Source organism: Pleomorphovibrio marinus, assembly GCF_003347495.1.
GTDB lineage: Bacteria > Bacteroidota > Bacteroidia > Cytophagales > Cyclobacteriaceae > Pleomorphovibrio > Pleomorphovibrio marinus.
In genome coordinates this window covers 1,137,276-1,151,642 of the sequence record NZ_QCXY01000001.1, presented here as the reverse complement: position 1 = coordinate 1,151,642, position 14,367 = coordinate 1,137,276, and the positions used below count along the sequence as shown (strand labels likewise).

The 14,367-nt window shown below is 43.4% G+C and carries 11 protein-coding genes; 2 read left to right on the top strand and 9 right to left on the bottom strand.

Features of this window, described 5'->3' with window-relative positions; genetic code table 11:
- Positions 1 to 282: 282 nt before the first annotated feature.
- Genes DB520_RS04820 through DB520_RS04810 form a run of 3 tightly spaced genes read right to left on the bottom strand, consistent with a single transcriptional unit; the run spans position 283 to position 4,177 of the window.
- A complete protein-coding gene (locus DB520_RS04820) occupies positions 283 to 1,449 on the bottom strand; it encodes a sialidase family protein (protein WP_114748474.1) in 1,167 nt (388 codons plus the stop codon).
- A gap of 36 nt (positions 1,450 to 1,485) precedes the next feature.
- Positions 1,486 to 2,580: a pectate lyase gene (gene pelA, locus DB520_RS04815; protein WP_114748473.1), complete on the bottom strand. Its 1,095-nt coding sequence runs from the start codon at positions 2,578 to 2,580 to the stop codon at positions 1,486 to 1,488.
- Positions 2,581 to 2,632: 52 nt separating this feature from the next.
- Complete coding sequence (locus DB520_RS04810) at positions 2,633 to 4,177, bottom strand: glycoside hydrolase family 28 protein (protein WP_114748472.1); 1,545 nt, start codon at positions 4,175 to 4,177, stop codon at positions 2,633 to 2,635.
- A 280-nt stretch (positions 4,178 to 4,457) separates the two neighbouring features.
- On the opposite strand from DB520_RS04810, the gene DB520_RS04805 reads away from it, so the two are divergent.
- Both DB520_RS04805 and DB520_RS04795 read left to right on the top strand, forming a co-directional pair.
- Entirely contained in the window at positions 4,458 to 4,697 is a 240-nt protein-coding gene (locus tag DB520_RS04805; protein ID WP_114748471.1) for a hypothetical protein, read from the top strand.
- A gap of 523 nt (positions 4,698 to 5,220) precedes the next feature.
- Entirely contained in the window at positions 5,221 to 6,222 is a 1,002-nt protein-coding gene (locus tag DB520_RS04795; RefSeq protein WP_114748470.1) for a glycoside hydrolase family 43 protein, read from the top strand.
- A gap of 590 nt (positions 6,223 to 6,812) precedes the next feature.
- Here DB520_RS04795 and DB520_RS04790 read toward each other — a convergent pair.
- The 6 genes from DB520_RS04790 to DB520_RS04770 all read right to left on the bottom strand — a co-directional run bounded on the left by DB520_RS04790 (position 6,813) and on the right by DB520_RS04770 (position 14,183).
- Entirely contained in the window at positions 6,813 to 7,430 is a 618-nt protein-coding gene (locus DB520_RS04790) for a DUF4142 domain-containing protein (protein ID WP_157971932.1), read from the bottom strand.
- 71 nt (positions 7,431 to 7,501) lie between these two features.
- The gene (locus tag DB520_RS04785; protein WP_232834840.1) at positions 7,502 to 8,071 is read right to left on the bottom strand and encodes a hypothetical protein; all 570 of its coding nucleotides are present in this window, start codon (positions 8,069 to 8,071) and stop codon (positions 7,502 to 7,504) included.
- A 791-nt stretch (positions 8,072 to 8,862) separates the two neighbouring features.
- Positions 8,863 to 9,006: a hypothetical protein gene (locus tag DB520_RS26480; protein WP_157971931.1), complete on the bottom strand. Its 144-nt coding sequence runs from the start codon at positions 9,004 to 9,006 to the stop codon at positions 8,863 to 8,865.
- 923 nt (positions 9,007 to 9,929) lie between these two features.
- The gene (locus tag DB520_RS04780) at positions 9,930 to 10,730 is read right to left on the bottom strand and encodes a hypothetical protein (protein WP_157971930.1); all 801 of its coding nucleotides are present in this window, start codon (positions 10,728 to 10,730) and stop codon (positions 9,930 to 9,932) included.
- A gap of 77 nt (positions 10,731 to 10,807) precedes the next feature.
- Positions 10,808 to 13,543, bottom strand: coding sequence for a beta-N-acetylhexosaminidase family protein (locus DB520_RS04775; protein ID WP_114748467.1), 2,736 nt, complete (start codon positions 13,541 to 13,543; stop codon positions 10,808 to 10,810).
- A 184-nt stretch (positions 13,544 to 13,727) separates the two neighbouring features.
- Positions 13,728 to 14,183 carry a GNAT family N-acetyltransferase gene (locus tag DB520_RS04770; RefSeq protein WP_114748466.1) on the bottom strand — a complete coding sequence of 152 codons (456 nt, stop codon included), beginning with the start codon at positions 14,181 to 14,183 and terminating at the stop codon, positions 13,728 to 13,730.
- Between the last annotated feature and the right edge of the window lie 184 nt (positions 14,184 to 14,367).

Here is a 14,367-nt window from a genome sequence, read left to right as displayed (position 1 = left end):
ATTAAACTTATGACACAATAGCTTAAGCCTACCCTTAAAGGCTCCTCGCTAAACTATTTGTAAAATTATAACCCTGAATGGCTTAACATTCCTGAACCTTCCTGATGACCTGTAAACCTTAGGCTAGTTTCCTGTATAAATATGTAAAAATTACAATATGAAGCTACAAAAAATCCTAATTTAAAAATGTTACCTACTTTTTTTTCAATTTCAGAAATAGGGTTTAGGAAAAGTTTATCCTATTCCTGTTAAAAAATAGGTTTAACCCTTGAAGTTTCATATTCAATTCTTCCCACTTTCAACCAAAGGTATCTTTTCAGAAGGCCACTGTCCATCTTCAATAGGATAGGTTTTCAGTTGATCAGGATCCAAAACCACGTGTTTGATCCGTTGCCGATGCCAGGTATAGACAATGTGAACCATGCCATCTGAAGCTTGAATAACTGCGGGATAGGAAAACTGCTTTCCCTGCTCATCCAGATAATCCAAAACCAAAGCTGCTTCCCAATTTACCCCATCTTGACTCAGTGCCACATTTAGAACCCCCCGGCCCTTGTGACCCATGCCTTCTTCTGTTCGGTAAGAATGATTGTATACAAGTAGGTGCCTTCCATCCTGGAGGGTCACTCCGTCCAGGCCGGAATTGTTGTTGGGCAAGTTAGAAGCCCTCATGCCCGACCAGGTAAGCCCCCCATCTTCGGACCAGCTCTCGGCAACATAGCCCTTTTCTTCATAACGTGTCCTGGCAAGCAACTGAATTCTTCCATCATGGTGCTGCAAAAGAGTGGGCTGTATGGCTCCTACCTTTTCCGGATCATTTATAGGGCCTATGTGTTGCCAACTCTTACCCCTATCTGTACTTCTTTCCAAATGTACCCTCCAGCCGTCACCTTCCGTGCTTGAACCAGAAACAATGGCTCCATCAGAAAGTTGGATGGGTTTGTTTTTTACAGGACCCAGGAGATCCTCATCCAGCCGCTTCCCCTCACTCCAGGAATGTCCATTATCCGAGGATGTCTTTACCATGCCCCACCATTCACTGGGGCTGGGACCCACCTTATAAAAGAGCATTAACTCCCCTCCACGCTCCTGAAACAAAACCGGGTTCCAGGTGGGCAAACGGTCCTCTTGACCCTGAACACCATCTGCTACACTTTCTGGACTTGACCAGTCACCATCCTTAGCCTTTCTGGAAAGGTAGATTTCCACGTCTGGATGACGTTCGCGGGTTCCCCCAAAAAAGCCACACAAAAGGTCTCCATTATCCAATTCGACTATGGTAGCGGAATGGCACTGTGGAAAATCTGCTTCCTCATACACAAACTCCTCCAGCAGGATCCCATCGCGGTGGGGGTTTCCTGTGGAGTCCATTGCAAAATGGATTCCCGAAGAATGTTGTATAAATGTCAGGGAAATAATTGCTATAAATACCAAGGCCTTAAATTTCATTGTTTTTAGTTTTTCTTTTCCGTTAAGTCGGGTTGATTATTTTACAGAACTTTTCCATGTGGGGTAATACTCTTCCAGTAGCTTTTCGGCATAATTCCCCAAATAGCTATAACCCACTCTCCGTTCATGCTCAATATCTGCAAGCCGATAACGCACCACTCCGTCCCTGCCCACAAACATAGGGCGATTAGTTCCTATCTCATAAAACCGAGCCCATAAAGGCCCAGCATCTTCATCCTCTACTACAAGCCTGTCATGTCCCCTATGAAGGGAAGGGTCTTCTTTCCTCACCACCTTCTTCTCTTCAATTTTAACTTCCTCAAACCATTCCACGGCACTTTCTATGGCTTGGATTACCCTTTCGTCAGGATCCTCTAGCCCCATCAAGTACTTGACCACCCCAACGCTTTCCCCTCCGCTTATAGAAGGCAGCTCATAAGCCCTGCCCTTTACGGGGCTTAAGTCATCCCGGTCATGTTGGGCACACCAAGCGGTAAGTTTCCCATCCACTTCGATCTGGGCTTTCAATATCATTTCCAGCCCTTGGTCTATGGCTTTTTGCGCTCTCCTTCGTCTGTTTTCATCCAAAAAATCATAGGGAAAATTAGCCTCAGCAACATCTTTAAGCGTTTCCATGGCCTGAATCATGGCACCGTCATTAAAGGTGATCTCTGCCCAGTAGCCTTCCCGGATGGGGTAATATTGCGGCCAACCTCCATTTTCATACTGGGCATCCATAAGATAATCCAAGGCATTCAATACCCCTTCTGCAAACCTGCTCTCATGGGTTTCTTGATAAACTTTCGCCAAAAATTCTGTTTGGATAAATGTGGCGTCGTTATCTATGGTGGTCCCCATTACCTCAGATTGTTCCTTCCTTAATCTTTCTTTTTCCTCTTCATCCAACTCCACACTCATATCTATATTCTTAAACCACCCTCCGTTGTCTTTTTGAAAAAGCAAAATGTTGTTTGCTATCCTAGTTGCTTCGGCACCTCCATACCAGGATTTGGGTTGATCCAGAATTTTCTTCCATGCCACCTTTTCCATTGCCATAGTTGGCACATTAGATGTCAGGAAAAGCACCATGATCAAAAAAAGATTGAATGTTTGGGCAAATGGTCTTTTCATACTCATACTGATTAGCTTCAACGAAATAGGAATATCAACTACCGACCCCCTCCTAAGGAGCTGTAGGGGAAGGGTCGGTATTTTTAAAGGTTATATTTTCGGTTTGGTCCCCTTCATACAGGGTGTAAACCTTGCCACCGGGAACTTCAAACTGTACATTTTCAAATCGAATATCTTTACTGTCCAGTACCTGAATCAAGGAGTCCTGACTCGTAACTTTCAAATTCTGAATCAGCATATCTCTGGCATCGTGGGCGGTAAACAGCTTTTCGCTGTTTACTATTGCATTTTCAAGGGAGAAATTTCGCATGGGCGATTCTGGAATGCCAGTGACATTGATGAAAGCGGATGCTTGTTCCACCACTATATCTTTTGCGTGAATATTTTTAAATTCCGGGGTCAGACTGTCCTTTTCTCTTAGGGGCGTTCGCTTTGCAAGATCACCTACATACATTTCACTTCCCAACATGTCCCAGCGGAAAGCTGTATGGCGCAATTTCATCCGTATCCTTTCGTAGATCAGATTATCCCCGCCTCCACCACGAGGCCTTCGGGTCTTGAACCTGATTCCTACCCCGGTATTGTCAAAAACACAGTCATGCACATATAGGTTTTTTACCCAACCTGCGGTCTCGCTTCCTACGGTAATGCCACCATGACCCTCCTTTGCCAAGCAATGCCTCACCACCACATTTTCGGTAGGCCTGTTTACACGAAGTCCATCTTCACCCCTTCCTGATTTCATGGTAAAGCAATCATCCCCATTGTTTAATGTGGAAAATTCAATCAATACATTCCTGGAGGATTCTATGTCTATACCGTCCCCTCTTGGAATTCCCACAGAGTTGACCGTTACCCCGCGAATCACCACTCCATCGCAATAAACGGGTACAATATTCCAAAAAGCTGTTTCTTCAAGGGTGATCCCTTCTATATACACGTTGGTGCACTCAGTGGGTGATATGAACATGGGCAAAAATATGGAGGATCCATCCCTTCCTTCATAAATTCGTTCTTCCACAGGTACGTCCAAGGGAACAAAGTTTTCCACCACATCCTCCGTCATCATTTGATCTTTTACAGGGCCGTCCTCCGGACCATAGAGTGTCCCTTTGCCAGTAATGGCAATATTGTCTTCCCTATAGGCATAAATACAAGCCCCCAATGACATCACCTCCACCCCTTCGTGCCTTGTAAAAACTGCCGGCCTGTAATCCTCAAGCTTTCCACTAAACCGCAATTCTGCCCCTTGCTCCAAGTGCAAGTTCACATTACTTTTTAGGGTAATCCTACCAGTTTTCCATTTTCCTTTGGGGATCAGAACCTTTCCACCCCCGTTTTGGTGGACTTCTTCTATGGCCTGCTTGATGGCCTGAGTAATCCATTCTCCCTCTTTAGCCCCCATATCGGCCACATTCACCACAAAATCCGGGAAATTGGGTTTAGAAAAGGCCGGCATTTCAAAAGGGGCCTGAACGGGAGCAATTTCTTCCGGCATTCGATCCGCTCCCACATCTTGTATGGTGGGCAAGCCATCCACAAATTCCATGGAGAACTCCGAAGAAGGAGAATTACATGCAAAAAGGCTGAATGCCATTAAGCACACAATTACACTATTGGGTAAAGAAAAATTATTCCGGATCATAGGTTGAGATACTGTCTAATATAAAATTCAAAGTTAGTAGTATCTGTCTTTTCACCTTCCCGTAGTGTAGGGGATGGAGGGGCTGATTACGTTAAATTAAGAAAGATTGGACTACCCTCAAAAGTAGCATTGAATTCCACTTTCAAAATTTCAGGGAATTTGTCGCATTTACCCTTTAATCTGTCGCAATTGTCAACTTATCCTTTCAAAACTTTTGATTAATTTTGGATGTATGCAGGTAGGTTCAAAAGCCCGACAAATTGAGGTGTTCATCACAAACGTGCACCATATGAAAGACGCTATGCATATCTTGCGACTTTTGAAATCCCTCTTTCCAACAGCCATCGCAAATTTCGATTTAGAAGACTGTGAAAAAGTGTTGCGGATTGAAGATCGTGTAATCCAGGTAAATCAAATCCTTGAGCTGGTACATGCCGAAGGGTTTTTGATAAAAATAATGGAAGAAGGATAATGAAAACTACCCCTCAAATGGTAGATGACTACATAACCGGATTTCCTTAAGAAACTGCCAGCTTCCTTAGCAGGATTATGGAGATGGTGATGTGGCGGGTTCCTGATGCAAGCTAGGGGATTGCCTACAGCATGCCTTCCTATAAAACCTTCGGCAAGCCGTTGAATTATTTCGCTAACTTAGAAAAGTAAATTGGCCTATATGCCACTCCATCTGGACACCAAAAGTTCTCCACCCTTCTTGCACATTACAAAAACGGGAAAAGTTCTGTTCGATTTCCCCCAACCGGCCAATTCCTTTCAACCTGTTTGAGGTGAGGAGATATTTGCTTTTAGGGTACATGAAAACTAAACCAAGTATGCTAAATAAGTGAAAATAACCTGAAATAATTAGAGGTTCTACATCATGATGAAGATCTACTAATAATGGCGACTTTTTAAAACCGCTTACCAACCAACCCATAATGGCTCCCTTGTGTCAATTTTTTTTGGTAACTTGTCTAATTAGATGACCCACTTGTACGATGGACCTTAAAACAATCTTCAGCACCTTAGCCCTCCTATTCTTGTGTATCCACTTTGCCTATTCCCAAAATAGGGAGGTCTCTCTGCGGGAAAATGTCCCCTTAGATTCGATACGGCTTAGTGATCCCTGTATTTTGGCAGACAAAGCTTCCTCCACCTATTACATGACAGGAACTGGTGGGAGGCTATGGAAAAGTAAGGACTTGGAAAAATGGACAGGCCCATATGATGTGGCCAAAACTGACCCAGATTCCTGGATGGGGGATAATCCCATGATTTGGGCCGCAGAGTTGCATAAGTACAAAGGTAAGTACTATTATTTTGCCACCTTCACCAATAGGGATGTGATCATTGACACTGTAAAAGGTAACACGATTGAACGCAGAGCCTCCCACATCTTAGTGAGTGACAAACCCGAAGGACCCTATGTGCCCATGGAGGATCCGGAATACCTGCCTGCCGACAAACCTACATTAGATGGAACTTTCTGGGTGGACACCGATGGTAAGCCTTATATGGTGTACTGCTACGAATGGCTCCAAAACTGGAATGGCACCATAGAAAAAATAGAGCTTAAGCCCGACCTGAGTGGTTCCATAGGGGAAGGGGAAGTATTGTTCAGGGCAAGTGATTCCCCCTGGAGCCGGGAAAAAAACGATCAAGGTGATACCATTCCCAATAAGGTAACCGATGGGCCCTGGCTATTTCACACCCAATCCGGAAGGCTAGGAATGCTCTGGACCAGTTGGGTATTCGGGGATTATACACAAGGTATAGCCTACTCCGAAAGCGGGACATTAGATGGTCCCTGGGTGCATGAAAAGGAACCTATTACCCCACCAAACCATGGGCATGGGATGATGTTCAGGACTTTTGAGGGAGAATTATTGATGGCAGTCCACAGCCATAGGGTAGGTGAAAACGGCAGGTATATACGCATTCCCACCCTTTTTGAGGTCGATGTTTCCGGTGATAGATTGGAAGTGTTAGGGAAATGGTGAGGAAGCCAAGGGGTTTACTTTTTCCGTAAAAGCCAAGCAATAACCCCAAACGGCATTGCGCCTGGTAGTTGCTTTTTTGGAAGCTGGAACAATCATATGTTGTTTTACCCCAAGTATGTAAGTACGGTGGCGGTGATACTATTGACAATCACGGCACCTACAATCCATTTGACTTGTTCGAACTTGGCCTGGGAGGCCACGAGCGCAACGTATTCCCGGGTCACTTGTGTTTCTTTCTGCTCCGACCTACATGGATTGATTACAAACTTATATTTTACGAGGACTTGTAATATTCAATTATCCGCTGGCGGAGCAGTTAGATTTTGAGGTGAAGGAAGTGAGGGATTTGGTAATTACTTCAATAGCGGAATTCCACCATCTTGAACCAATTTATTTCACAAATCTTTTAAAACTAACTCTTTACGAGAGTCGTGAGGCATAAAAAATGTGCAACAAACATTGTTCGCTGCACACAAAAAGATGAAATCTTAAACTTTTTTATTCTTCCATTTCTGGCATGGTTAAAATCATTGCGGAAATTGCAACTCCTAAATAACCATTTTTAAAATACTCAGAAATTTCCAATCAAATTACGACTTCTCGTTTTCACATTTCTCTTTACATGCTTCTGCATGTTTAAGATGTGTCCTTAAAGCTGGAAGTTTTTCAGAAGCATAAGCTCTGACTTTAGGATCCTCAGAATCCTCGGCTGCGTTTTCATATAAATCAATCGCATCCTCATGCTGATTAACCATCCTCTTGCTGTAGCTTTTACCAAAATCATTTCCATTTTCATCATTAAGATCTTCGTAAGCATCCTTTGAGTCATCTGTAACTGAGGTTGGAATAGAAACTGACTTTGATTGTGCCAGGGTCTTAATTTCAGTATGGGATTTTGTATGGTCTTCCTCCATCATCTTGCCTAATTCTTTTACTTGATCAGAATTGCCTTTTTGTTGGGCCAATTTCCCTAAACTGATCATTTCCAATTGCATTTCGGCTGCCTTCATTAAAAACTTAGAGTCATTATCATCTTTGATAACCCTAGCAGTTGTATCATTGGCTGCCATTTTACGGACATTTTCTTCTCTGGCTACTTCTTTTGAATCTTTTGTTTTATTTTCGGAACAGGCTGTTACCAATAGTAATGTTCCTGTCAGACATAAGAAAAAGACAAGTACTGAGTTAATGTTTATGAAATTTTTCATAGTATAAGTTGGTTTAGTTTTATGCATTAAGCAAGGGTTGTAAAATCCCTTGCTTAGTGCATTGTTTGATTTTACCTGCGAATATCTTCTCCATGGTTTTCCTTCCAGTTTTCTTCTAGATATCTGGCATCTTCTTCATTTTTGGGAGTTACCGAAATGACAACATTACCCTCTTTTATCCCAGATTCATATAGTTTTGCCCTTGCTTCCGGAATACCAGAACCAACTAAGGCCCCGATAAGTCCTCCTGTAATCCCACCTGCTCCGGCTCCGGCCAATCCAGCAGCTATAGGTCCCGCGATCAGAATTCCCAACCCCGGAATAGCCACACTTGTACCAATGGCAGCCACTACACCCGCAACAGCTCCTACTGAACCTCCGATAGCTGATCCTTTGCCTGCATGTTCTGCTGCTTTGGTTCCGATTTCAGTCTCTTCAACTCCTTTTTCATTGTAGTCTTTTTTTCGAGTTTCATCAGACATCACCAAGTTGATGTCATCTTTTTCATACCCTCTTTTTTGAAGGTCATTGTAGGCATTTTCTGTGCTTTTGCGGTCTCTGAACATACCTGTCATCACTCTTTTTTCGGAAGTTCTATCATTTTGATTTTGGACTTCGTTTTCATTCCTTCGATTTTCCATTATTAATTGGTTTAGTTTATTAGGATTGTTTTTAATTTTTTTACTTATTAACTGCATTGACCGAGTAGGAAGAATAGGATAACAAAGGCGACTATGGTCCCCAAGCATCCAACTCTTAATTTTTTTGCTCCATAGCCTGTTGTAAGACCATTAAAAATATTATTCATAGGTTTATTAATTGTGTTTTAGCGGTCATATAGCCTGCCCCTGCCTGCCCCGAACTTGATTCGGGGAACTCGTTTCGGGGGAATCTCGCAATCTTAATCAACCCTCCGTGTGTCACTTGCGTCATGCCCTGACTGCCCTCAGGACAGGCTCGATTTCAGCTGATTAAATTATACTGCTTCTTCACCGGATTCTTTAATGATGGCATCCTAAGCAACTTCTCTGGTCCTGGAGTGGACTTTGGAGAAGTTTTTTCTTGTTCTCCATTTTACTTTGGTTATTGGTTTCAATTAAAATTTTTGGCTTTTAGGCTATATTTATTTTGATACAAGGGAATTTTTCTGCTTTCTTAATTTTTCATTGTCCTCATATACTGACCAACTCATGACCCCTTTAAGAACTGTACATCTGGTTTGGAAACCCGTGCATCAAATTGTAATTCTTTTACGTGATGGAAAATAGATAACTATGTGGTTTGGTTAAAAGGATTGTACAGGCACTATCGTGATTCCCGTTTAAAGGAATCAAGAATTTTAAGGTCTCCTACATGCTTTTATCTAAAAATTCAGCTTTGGAAAATCAGAATTATTTCCCCTACATGATGACGGTCATAGATGTCAGATTACTCATTCACTTTGGTTAGGACTATCATTTACCTTGGAAAGGATTCCTTTTTTCTTGTCGGAAGCCACTACCTTTTTGCTTTGGTCAGTATTGTCATTTAACTTTGACAACACACCTTTACCATGGCTTTGATCTTTTTTCTGCATTTTTTTCATGTGTTTATATTTTCTTTTCAACGGTCACATGGAATCTCGCAACGATAATCATCCCGGTGTGTGACGTGCTCGTCATGCTCGATTTCATATGTTTATAATTTCTTTTCAGCGGTCATATAGCCTGCCCCTGCCTGCCCCGAACTCGATTCGGGGAACTTGCTTCGGGGGAATCTCGCAATCTTGATCATCCCTCCGTGCGTCGCTTGCGTCATGCCCTGACTGCCGTCAGGACAGGCTCGATTTCATCTTTTTGAAATATTTATACAGTACAAAAATATGAATTTACATATCATAATAATTATATATTTTTTTATAATATTACATAATTAACAGCTTAAATTAAACTTGCCAGAACTTTAAATTGAGTAATACATTCCTATTGAACAGGAATTAAATATTGCTTAAAGCATGTTCTTCAAATTGATAATTTAAATTACAGTCGTCCCTCTATTGAGAATCTTCAAAACATCCCAAATTGAGAAGAAGTGATGCTGCCGTGGCTGTGCTTAAAAAAAAACTAAAGACAAAGACCAAGTCAACCTAAAATCAAAAAATCGATAAAACTATTGCTGGAACCACTTCGTGCAGGGATCCTCTGGGCCCTGCCTTTAAAAGCATTTTCATTTGGCTTGTTCCTGTGATGTTGACAAACAGTTCATCGGTCCCACAGGAGTGGAATTCGTGTATCAGCACCACCAGCTGAAATGAAGTGTTCTTATTCCGTTGCTGCCCGCTGGCTGGCCCGTCGCTAAACCTCTCCGCGTCCCGGCCCGTCGCTAAAATAGTCCACAGGACTATTTCTTAACGCTCCGTAACGGAATAACAAACGGAGTCGAAAACTGAAGCGATGCGCTTCTTATTCCGTTGCTGCCCGCTGGCTGGCCCGTCGCTAAAATAGTCCACAGGACTATTTCTTAACGCTCCGTCCCCCATAAGATCGCGGCGTCGAAGAGGGTTAGGCCTGTATCGGTCAGTAGGCGGAAGGTGTCGTCATAAAGCCCAAAATAAATTCTTCGGCCGGCAGCCCTGCTGCCGTCTCCCAAAACTGCACCCTCCTCAAAGACATAATAGGTTTTGTGGTAGTCGCCGGGATACAATTCCCCCACTACAATGGCCGACTCAGGCACCTTGCTTTCATTGGGCGAATAGGTGATTTCATCCGGCTCCGTGTAAATGTCCAATTTCCCTGAAAGACCGGTATTAAGTTCAACCGGCCCATCTGGCAACACATACCATTGCTGCCCTTTGACATGCCAGGCCGTCCCCTCAGCACCGTCATTTTCAGAATACCCCATCAACTGTGCCATCTGCAAGTTGTCCTCCCAGGTCAAAAACCCACAGGAAACGTCCTTGAACCGGATACCTACATTCAGGGAATTGACCGTTTTGGATACGATTACTAGGGAAATGTCATCAGTCAGCTCAGGATCATCATTTTGGTCATTTACCAACATTACCGGATAACCCTGGTCTTTTAATCTGGCCATCAGCATCCTTTCGGAGCGGTTGAGTTCCTTGACATCGCCCACGACCAATAAGATATTTTTATCCTTGGGTTCATGGGAAATGACCTGTCCTGCCGAATGGGATGAATTCCTGGCAAATGGTGCCTCTTCCATAACCCCACTTGCTTTTATAATGCCATGCGGGGCCAAAATCATCCATAAGGAAAATAGCACCTGCAAAAGGCCGTAAGAAAATATGTAGTGTACCACTGATTTTATATTTACCTGTTGGTCAGAAAGTTATTTAACTGAAGAGTCAAGTTGGGTTAATTGAAAATTAACAATTATTAATTTCTCAACTGTTTTTTGGCAATGGCAATATCCTCCTCCACCCATTCAGTTGTCTTTTCAAAATCTACATAGCCTACCCGGTTTGTCCAAAGTGGATGCTTATTGTGCTTCAGTGCCGCTTCTTTGTATTGTTTCCAGTACTCCAGGGCCGCTTCCAATTCGGCCACAGCCTTATCTTGTAAGGAGGGTTCCCCACTTTCCCTGAAGAGGGCGAGGTAAGTGGCTCCGGCAATTTTATGGGCGTAGTATTTACCCATGTAGGAAATGGTAAGGATATCTTGAACAGTCACCTTCAATTCCCTGTCTTCTCCAGGATGGATCTGGCCCATTAGGCCAAGTGCTTTATCGGCTTTTTGATGGAGCATTTCGGACACTTCAATGGGAGAAGTCAAAGAGGTGTCTCCACCATCTTGATTACCTTTTACATAATCAGGAATCGACTGATAGCCTGAACCCGGGTGTGTGCCCAAGCTGATGAAGCGGTTTACATCGTGAAAACCGGTATCATTACCGGCAGGTTCCGGGCGGCTTTTACACCCTTCTATATACCATTGAAAATCCAATGCCCCCCAGTGGAAACCGGTAGTAATGGGATACACCATGGAAGCTGCTTGCCAGGCATCAAAAAGGGCAGGGCCATCTGTTTCGGGAAATCTATTTTGTAGTATTTGCTGGAAACGCTTATTATCCACAGTGGGGTCGAAGGAAAGCCTTCCCCATAGCATCCATTGGTACCAGTGTTTAAGTATTTCCAGTTGCCCGGGTGTAGAAATAAGGTCTTTGCTTAAAAAATCCCTCCCCCAAACCCATTGGTCAGAACCGTAATAGATGCCTTTCATGGGCTCGGTGGGTAAATTTCCGATAAAGGCCCGTACAAAGTCAGGTGCTCCCCATCGAAAATAGTAGATATCATCATTGCGAAGTCCCCAAATGGTTTTTACGGATCCTATTTCCTTGATAAAGTCCTTATGGAAAGGTTGCTCCACCGCACTGTACACGTGGGCTTGTGCATATTTAAAAGAAAAAATAAAATCCACGTTTTGCTGATCCAGCAGGGGTTTGAACTTTTCCATTATCTCCCGGGCCCCAGTCTGATGCTGGCGATGGATAAAGGTGAATTGGCGGTCTGGCACTTCCGTTGCCACTTCCAAGATTGCCCTGGCATAAGTGTCAAAGGCCCAGTCTTCCTTTTCCTGAAAGGATGCGTTATGCATGTTTTCTCCCGTGGTCAGCCCTATTCCTTTTAGGTCTGGATAGGTTCTGAATAGTTCACTGATGCTGCTCCTAAAATAATCCCGGGTAATTTCGTTTTGAATGTCATCGTTAATGCCGTATTTTCCATCAGTGCCATTAGTGAATATATTCCAGGTGACGATATAGAATCCAATGTTGCGGGATTTGGCATAGGCCATCACTTCCTGCCAAAACCGGATCTTGTCCTCCATCTTGATTTCCCTGATTACTTCATAATTTTCAATGATTTCAGGGGCATCCAAGCCGGTAGCATGCAGGTGGTAATACTCCTCCCAATTGACCGTAGAACGATGGACATCATCCAGTGCCACATCCGGATAATCAGGTACCTTTACCATAGAAGGGAAGGGATGCAGGTTCCACAAGGAGATGTAGTTAAACCGGTTTCGGGCAAGGTTGTCAATATAAGTTTTCCAGAATTCCATGTCCCACATGTGGGCTATATTATGTTGGGCGGCATCACTTGCATCCGTGTAGCTTGGCGTGCGCATGTCCAGTGGAATATTGAACTTGGTTCCCCTCATTTCCATATGGGGACTTTGTCGGATTTCCTCAATACCTTCAAGGCCAAACAGGCGGATTTGTTCTGCCAGTTCCAGGCAGCCATACATCAGTCCAGCCTCGTCACCGCCCTGGATCAATATCCCATCCTTCCCTTTTTTAAGGTGGAACCCCTCCGAGTTCAGGTCCTCCACTATTTCATGGGAAATGTTCACCTCTTTCAAGGCACCCAAACCCATTTCCGCCAGAGCCGTTTCAATTTCCTTTAGGCCAAATTCAAGCGGACCTACATGCTCCCCTACCACCCATTCGCTAGTAGGAAGTGTAATTCCTGTTACCTCCGCCTCGCTGTACTTGTCAGGTTGGAAAAGCACAAATTTGCTCAGAAAATGATAAGAAGATCTGGCCGACACCTGGATGGAATAGATCCCAGGTTGATTAAATTGGGCATAAATTTCATGTGGATCATGATCGCTAGTTTTTGTCCTCCAAGTCCAATCTGTCGTTCCATGGCTATATACCTTAAACCACCCAGCCCCCCCTGTGCCGTTTGGACAGTCCTCTTCACAAACTCCTCTGGGGTGAAGAACATGCCCTTCTTCATTTTGTGCAAAGAAATCATCCGCGTCAGGAATCCTAAGCCATGTATCGTTGTAATCAGTAGGGCTGGCTCCTTCCCCAACTTTATTATGCCAGATAAATTTATAGGTCCCAGGGTTGTCTATCCGGAATCTGTAGGACAGCAGTTGCTGTCCCGGGTTTTGAAAATATTCCTTTTCCGAATAAATATATTGGATGGGCTGGCCAGCCAATGAAGTTGATTCTGATTTCCAATCCCCGATAGCTGAAAGGCTGGTCATTTCTACTACTAGCAGTCCTTCTTCCTCTACAAAAATGCGATGGGCAAATGCAGGATTGACAAAAAAAACAGAGGCTACAAGGAAAAGGCAGCAGCTATTTAGAAGGTTATTTAGCATGGGGTTTATAATTAGGAAACATAGCCTATGGTTATTCTTCCGTCTAAAGTACTAAAAATTTTGTCCTACAGGCCTTTTAAGATTGATAATTTGTTCGGGGTTTGGCTTATTGGTGTGATTTGAGGGTGTTTTGGGAAATGGGTATTGGTTAAATGTGAGGGTTAAACCTTTGGGGGAACGGTTCTTATTTAGGGACAGATGGATTCATAAAAGTCCATTCTAAGACATTGCCGTCTTCCTCGTCATACACTGTTCCAATAAGTTTAAACCCATTCCTTTCCAACACCTTAATTGAAGCGACATTCTGGGGTAAGGTTCGAGCGTTTATAATAAGGGAGGGTACTGTTTGCAGGGCCAAAGACACCAGCTGCTTACAAATTGCAGTACCCATACCCTGTCCTTCAAACTTCTTAAAGGTCCCGTAAGAAATTTCCACCATACCATTCTTTGGCTGCCCTTTAAACCCAGCAGCTCCAATGATTTCATGGTAGTCATTACACACAAAAAAGGCGATCCAGGGTTTTACAAAACCTACTTTTCTATAATGCTCCTTAAATACCTCAAGTATTATCCCACATTCAGGGATATCCATGAACTGTGTGTTTAATCCTTCTTCAATTTCTATGGGTAAGAATTTCATGTTCAATTTTGCTTAAGGTTTTCCCTGAGGTTTTCACTTGCACATAACCCAATAATAGCCAATACCATTTCGGCTAGTATTCGGGCAGTATAGGTACTTTAGGTCCCATAAACCTGGACTGTTGACAGCAAAAGTGATTTTCCCTTATCCAAGTAAGTACCCAAGGGTGCATTTATCTTTTCCT

What these genes read in the sequence shown, in the direction of transcription:
- DB520_RS04770 (WP_114748466.1), bottom strand. Translation starts at nt 14,183, where the DNA reads ATGAAATTCTTACCCATAGAAATTGAAGAAGGATTAAACACACAGTTC.
- DB520_RS04785 (WP_232834840.1), bottom strand. Translation starts at nt 8,071, where the DNA reads ATGGAAAATCGAAGGAATGAAAACGAAGTCCAAAATCAAAATGATAGA.
- pelA (WP_114748473.1), bottom strand. Translation starts at nt 2,580, where the DNA reads ATGAAAAGACCATTTGCCCAAACATTCAATCTTTTTTTGATCATGGTG.
- DB520_RS04775 (WP_114748467.1), bottom strand. Translation starts at nt 13,543, where the DNA reads ATGCTAAATAACCTTCTAAATAGCTGCTGCCTTTTCCTTGTAGCCTCT.
- DB520_RS04790 (WP_157971932.1), bottom strand. Translation starts at nt 7,430, where the DNA reads ATGAAAAATTTCATAAACATTAACTCAGTACTTGTCTTTTTCTTATGT.
- DB520_RS04820 (WP_114748474.1), bottom strand. Translation starts at nt 1,449, where the DNA reads ATGAAATTTAAGGCCTTGGTATTTATAGCAATTATTTCCCTGACATTT.
- DB520_RS04805 (WP_114748471.1), top strand. Translation starts at nt 4,458, where the DNA reads ATGCAGGTAGGTTCAAAAGCCCGACAAATTGAGGTGTTCATCACAAAC.
- DB520_RS26480 (WP_157971931.1), bottom strand. Translation starts at nt 9,006, where the DNA reads ATGCAGAAAAAAGATCAAAGCCATGGTAAAGGTGTGTTGTCAAAGTTA.
- DB520_RS04810 (WP_114748472.1), bottom strand. Translation starts at nt 4,177, where the DNA reads ATGGCATTCAGCCTTTTTGCATGTAATTCTCCTTCTTCGGAGTTCTCC.
- DB520_RS04795 (WP_114748470.1), top strand. Translation starts at nt 5,221, where the DNA reads ATGGACCTTAAAACAATCTTCAGCACCTTAGCCCTCCTATTCTTGTGT.